This is a genomic window from Acinetobacter sp. Colony158 (assembly GCF_019264745.1).
Classification (GTDB): domain Bacteria; phylum Pseudomonadota; class Gammaproteobacteria; order Pseudomonadales; family Moraxellaceae; genus Acinetobacter; species Acinetobacter ursingii.
Window position 1 is genome coordinate 2,738,580 of sequence record NZ_CP078523.1, and the last position, 5,660, is coordinate 2,744,239.

Genomic DNA, 5,660 nt, shown 5'->3' on the forward strand with positions numbered 1-5,660 from the left:
TCTGAACCTATCACAATCGCATCTGGATATTGTTCTGCAATCACTTTAGCCTTTTCAAAAGACAAACGTCGTGCAAGCGCATCGGCATGTGTTTCGCCTTTTGCTGATTCATCAATATCTGGTGAAATACAGCGATAAACAAGACCTAGCCGATCCATTAGCGCTTTACGTGTTTGGCTACCAGAGGCCAATATAAGTTCAGAATGACTCATTAAACCGCGTATTCCATCAGCACATCTAAAGGCACATAGCTTAAAACTGATTGATGACATGCCTGTAACTTAATCGGCGGTGCAAAACCTGCCTGATAGGCTTCGACCCAGCGGGTCACACAAATACACCAAAAATCACCTGGCTTCACCCCAGGAAAATCCACTTCTGGAAGTGGCGTAGTCAGATCATTGCCCACTTTTTGTGAGTAACTTAAAAACTCTGAAGTCATTTCTGCACATACGGTATGTTGCCCAAGATCACTCACCGCAGTATGGCAAAAACCATTACGAAAATATCCTGTTATCGGATCAAAACAACAGCTTGCAAGTGGTTCGCCCAAAACATTCAAGCGATTAATTTTTGGATCTGGATGAATAGACATAGGCCTTCGTCATAAAAACAACTGAACCTATCATAATCAAAAGTTTATCTTTCTACAGCTTTTCTACAAAAAAACTAACTTTTTTTAGTGCAATCATTTAAAATTGGCGCGTTTTTAAATCTATAAAGAGAGCAATACATGAATTTTCAGCGCATGACTGACCTAGATTTAGCAGGCAAACGTGTCCTTATTCGTGAAGATTTAAACGTGCCTGTCAAAAATGGGGAAATTACCAGCGATGCACGTTTACGTGCTGCATTACCAACGATTCAGGCTGCTTTAGAAAAAGGCGCTGCGGTCATGGTGTTCTCTCATTTAGGCCGTCCAGTGGAAGGTGAGCCAAAACCAGAACAATCTCTTGCACCCGTTGCAGCATATTTAAGCAAAGCATTGGGTCAAGAAGTAAAACTCTATACAGACTATCTAGATGGCGTTGACGTCGATGCGGGTCAGGTGGTTTTACTTGAAAATGTACGTTTTAACCACGGCGAAAAGAAAAACAACGCAGAATTGGCACAAAAATACGCTGCGCTTTGTGATGTATTCGTGATGGATGCATTTGGTACTGCACATCGTGCAGAAGCTTCCACCGAAGGTGCAGCGCGTTACGCAAAAGTAGCTGCGGCAGGGCCATTACTTGCAGCTGAATTAGATGCTTTAGGTCGCGCACTTCAAACTCCTGAAAAGCCAATGGTTGCGATTGTTGCAGGTTCTAAAGTTTCAACTAAACTGGATGTTTTAACTTCGCTTTCTGATATTTGCGGTCAATTGATCGTCGGTGGTGGGATTGCCAATACCTTCTTGGCTGCCGCTGGCTTTAATGTGGGCAAATCATTGTGCGAAAATGATCTAATCGATACAGCAAAAGCAATCGCAGCCAAAGTATCCGTTCCACTCCCAACAGATGTGGTGGTCGCTGATGTAGCAGAAATTGATTTTGCTGACTTCCTCGGTTCATTAGCAAAAGCAAAAGCCGTTGTGAAGAAAGTTGAAGATATTGCAGACAATGACATGATTTTAGATGTTGGTCCTGAAACGGCGAAAGCCTTTGCTGAAATATTAAAAACGGCTAAAACCATTCTTTGGAATGGTCCAGTGGGCGTATTTGAAGTCGATCAGTTTGGCGAAGGAACCAAAACACTGTCATTGGCAATTGCTGAATCTGAAGGATTCTCTATTGCAGGTGGCGGTGATACCTTGGCTGCAATTGATAAGTATGAAGTTGCAGATAAAATTGGTTATATCTCCACAGGCGGTGGCGCTTTCCTTGAATTTGTTGAAGGTAAAACCTTGCCCGCAGTCGCTGTCTTGCTTGAACGTGCTTAAGTACATATAGATTTACTGTCATAAATTTGAAACAGGTCGATTTATATCGGCCTGTTTTTTCATTTTAGATTCATATAACTGTCATATAGTTGCAATAAACTAAACGCGCTTAGTAATCAGTTGTGAGAAAACATGATGAAATTGAAATTAGTTTTAGCTGCAATCGTTGTTATCCCTTTAACTTTAACGGCTTGTGCTAAAAAAAATGATGCACCTGCATCGCATGAAGGTCAAGCTGCACCTGTTGAAGAAAAAGTCACCCCAGAACAACAAGCGGCTATTGATGCACTCGACAAACCTGTGATGGATGAAAAAAATACCGATATTCCTGAATCTGTTGCTAATGCTCCTGCGGATGCTGCAACACCAGCAACTGAAGAAGAAGCAGCCGCTGTTGAACAAAAACAAGACAAAGCACAGTAAGTTATGTAGGCTTTTGTTAAAAGTCCCTGCCTATGCAGGGATTTTTTTTGAAATCCTGTGATTTGTTGCTGATTTGAAACAAATGACAAGGTAGAATATGTCGCACTACCTGGGAGGATATTATGGCACTTATTTCATTGCGCCAGCTCTTGGATCACGCCGCAGAACATACCTATGGCGTACCAGCGTTTAACGTAAACAACTTAGAACAAATGCGCGCAATCATGTTGGCCGCGGATGCAACCAATTCACCTGTTATTGTGCAAGCTTCGGCAGGTGCGCGTAAATACGCAGGTGCACCATTCTTGCGTCATCTTATTTTGGCAGCAGTTGAAGAATGGCCACACATTCCAGTGGTGATGCATCAGGATCATGGTACAAGCCCAGATGTCTGCCAACGTTCTATTCAGTTGGGCTTTAGCTCGGTGATGATGGACGGTTCATTGGGTTCAGATGGTAAAACCCCAATGGAGTATGACTACAACGTCGATGTCACTCGCCGTGTGGTACAAATGGCACATGCTTGTGGTGTATCCGTAGAAGGTGAAATCGGCTGTTTAGGTAGTCTTGAGACTGGTTTGGCTGGTGAAGAAGATGGTGTGGGTGCGGAAGGTGTCCTTGATCATTCTCAGCTTTTAACTTCTGTTGAAGAAGCAACACAATTTGTTGCAGATACCAATGTCGATGCTCTAGCAATTGCAGTAGGGACTTCACACGGTGCATACAAGTTTACTCGTCCACCGACAGGCGATATTCTTGCGATTGATCGTATTAAAGAAATCCATGCTGCACTACCAAATACACATTTGGTGATGCATGGTTCAAGCTCTGTACCTCAGGAATGGTTAAAAATCATTAATGAATACGGTGGTAATATCGGGGAAACTTATGGTGTACCAGTTGATCAGCTTGTAGAAGCGATCAAGCACGGTGTACGTAAGATCAATATTGATACCGATTTACGTTTAGCTTCGACTGGTGCAATTCGTCGCTTTATGGCGGAAAATCCAGCCGAATTTGATCCACGTAAATACTTCGCTAAAACAGTTGATGCAATGAAACAAATTTGTATCGATCGTTACGAAGCATTTGGTACAGCGGGTAATGCCGATAAGATTCGTCCAATTTCTTTAGAAGTCATGGTCGATCGTTATAAATAATTGATCATTTAATGATTCGATTCTGGAAAAAGCCCATACGTGGGCTTTTCTTTTATCCACAAAAAGATAAAACCACGAGAGAGCAAGATGGAATTAATTGCATTATCAGCATTATGTAGTGTATCTGTTTCTATTTTACTGAAATGGCTCAAAGAAAAAGGGTTTGAGCCCATTCAGATGATTGTCTGGAACTACCTCAGTGCAAGTCTACTTTGTTTTTTCTGGTTTAAGCCTGATCTGAGTCATTTATCTTTACAGCATACGCCGTGGTGGTTAATTATTATCTTGGGTTTAATTTTACCCAGTATATTTTTATGTTTGGCAAAATCTCTACAATTTGCAGGAATTATAAAAACAGAACTGGCACAGCGTTTATCCGTGGTATGGTCTTTATTGGCGGCATATTTTATTTTTCATGAAAATTTTAATACCTTAAAAATTTTGGGTATTGGTTTAGGTTTAGCCGCAGTTCTAAGTATTATTTTGGCAAAAGGGAAAACCCAAAATTCCAGTCATTATCATAAATCGATCATGGCTTTAATTGGCGTATGGTTAGGTTATGCACTGGTCGATATTCTGCTTAAATATACCAGTAGTTTAGGTCTGCAGTTTTCAGTCACGCTCAATCTGATTTTTATTACATCATTTGTTTTTTCATTTATTTATGTGGGTTTTATTTTAAAACAGCCATGGTTGACCAAGAATATGATGGCTGGTTTAGTCTTAGGTGTTTTAAACTTTAGTAATATTGCTCTATACGTTAAGGCACATATGTTACTGAAAGATTCTCCTGCGATTGTTTTTGCAGGAATGAATATTTTAGTCGTGGTATTTGGTATTTTGAGTGGCATGATTCTATTTAGAGAGAAAAGCAACTGGATGACAGTGCTAGGTCTGATTTTAGGAATTGCTGGTGTGGTTTTTTTAGCGCAAGCAATGTAAAAATCTCATATTTTTCTTGCAAACCATTTCAAAAAAATCCAATAGAAAAATGCAGGAACAATAGATTTCTTTCATAAGCTCTTTTTATTTCTCCCTATGGGAGAAAAATAAAGAGGGTATAAGCAATTATGAAAGAAGTCTAATAGTCAGTAAAATAGTGGAAAAGTGACTATATATTTTCCCCCATTGATCTGGAATGCTTGTTGCATGCAAAAAGTTGATAAATAAAAGGGCGTAGCCATAATGAAAGTACTGATTAAAATCGTGAATAAGTTTAAAATATAATAATGATTTAAAATGACGGAAACCAAAAAAGCAATCGGCGCGACGATAATACAATAAATGAAGTAAACAATCATTGTACCCATCAAAAAAAATCCAATATTTTGTAGTGTATATGGAGGATCGAATAAACTTAAATAAATGAGCATAAAAACCAACAGTAGAATTGGGATAATTATTTAATAATTTTAAGATTACATTTTATTATTATGCATTTATTAAATGTCATCATCAGCATTTATTAAGCCAATGATGACGGAATTATAAAATATTAAAGCTGAGTAAAAATAACTTCATCACTTAAACGCGATTTGGGTAATTTGGCATTAAAGTCAGTTTCACTTCGATAACCTAAGGCAACGACCACTGAAGCACGAAAGCCTTTTTCTGTTAAGCCAAACTCTTCATTTAGCACATCTTCATCAAAACCACCCATTGGTGTGGCATCAATGCCTTCGAGTCCCGCTGCGAGGAGTAACTGGCCGAGAGCAATAAAAGTTTGATTTTCCATCCAGCCAAACAGATTTTTTTGTTCGTTACGATAAAAATCGACATAACCTGCACGTGTTTCACGCTGTCCTTGTTTGGCTTTTTCATCTTTAAAACGACCGTTGAGATCATCCTGCTCAAGCAGTTGTTCTAAATGTTCAGGTGTTGCATCAATGCGGGTGCAGAATACAATTGTGTGGGATGAATCCAAAACTTTGGGAGCATTGTAGGCATAGCGTCCATTCATGGCCTTAGCAATACGTTGCTTCGCTTCTGTGCTTTCAGCAATTAAAAAATGCCAAGGTTGAATATTGACTGAAGATGGGGTTAGGCGTAGAACTTCCAATAAACGCTCAAACTTTTCGCTCGGTATTTTTTTTGATGGATCATAAGCTTTGGTGGTATAGCGACTTTTTGCGGTATCTAATAAGTTCATGATCATT

General features: G+C 39.5%; 7 protein-coding genes. 4 read left to right on the forward strand and 3 right to left on the reverse strand.

The features are described 5' to 3' along the window. Together JR005_RS14940 and JR005_RS11170 are read right to left on the reverse strand one after the other, a co-directional pair. Positions 1-212: Maf family protein (locus tag JR005_RS14940; protein ID WP_228731695.1), on the reverse strand; the 212-nt coding region annotated here is incomplete at its 3' end. Then, positions 212-595: a DUF2237 family protein gene (locus JR005_RS11170; protein WP_004987958.1), complete on the reverse strand. Its 384-nt coding sequence runs from the start codon at positions 593-595 to the stop codon at positions 212-214. The genes JR005_RS11170 and JR005_RS14940, both read right to left, overlap by 1 nt. 138 nt (positions 596-733) lie before the next feature. Between JR005_RS11170 and JR005_RS11175 the strand changes: the two genes are divergently transcribed. The 4 genes from JR005_RS11175 to JR005_RS11190 all read left to right on the forward strand — a co-directional run bounded on the left by JR005_RS11175 (position 734) and on the right by JR005_RS11190 (position 4,446). After that, positions 734-1,921 carry a phosphoglycerate kinase gene (locus JR005_RS11175; RefSeq protein ID WP_004987957.1) on the forward strand — a complete coding sequence of 396 codons (1,188 nt, stop codon included), beginning with the start codon at positions 734-736 and terminating at the stop codon, positions 1,919-1,921. A gap of 135 nt (positions 1,922-2,056) precedes the next feature. After that, positions 2,057-2,344 (forward strand): hypothetical protein, encoded by a 288-nt coding sequence (locus JR005_RS11180; RefSeq protein ID WP_044433760.1) that lies wholly within the window; start codon positions 2,057-2,059, stop codon positions 2,342-2,344. Between the two features lie 122 nt (positions 2,345-2,466). Continuing rightward, a complete protein-coding gene (gene fba / locus JR005_RS11185) occupies positions 2,467-3,504 on the forward strand; it encodes a class II fructose-bisphosphate aldolase (RefSeq protein WP_004998097.1) in 1,038 nt (345 codons plus the stop codon). A gap of 87 nt (positions 3,505-3,591) precedes the next feature. Then, complete coding sequence (locus JR005_RS11190) at positions 3,592-4,446, forward strand: DMT family transporter (protein WP_218665053.1); 855 nt, start codon at positions 3,592-3,594, stop codon at positions 4,444-4,446. A 553-nt stretch (positions 4,447-4,999) separates the two neighbouring features. Here the strand turns inward: JR005_RS11190 and nfsB are convergent. Next, a complete protein-coding gene (gene nfsB, locus JR005_RS11195; RefSeq protein WP_218665834.1) occupies positions 5,000-5,653 on the reverse strand; it encodes an oxygen-insensitive NAD(P)H nitroreductase in 654 nt (217 codons plus the stop codon). Positions 5,654-5,660 lie beyond the last annotated feature (7 nt).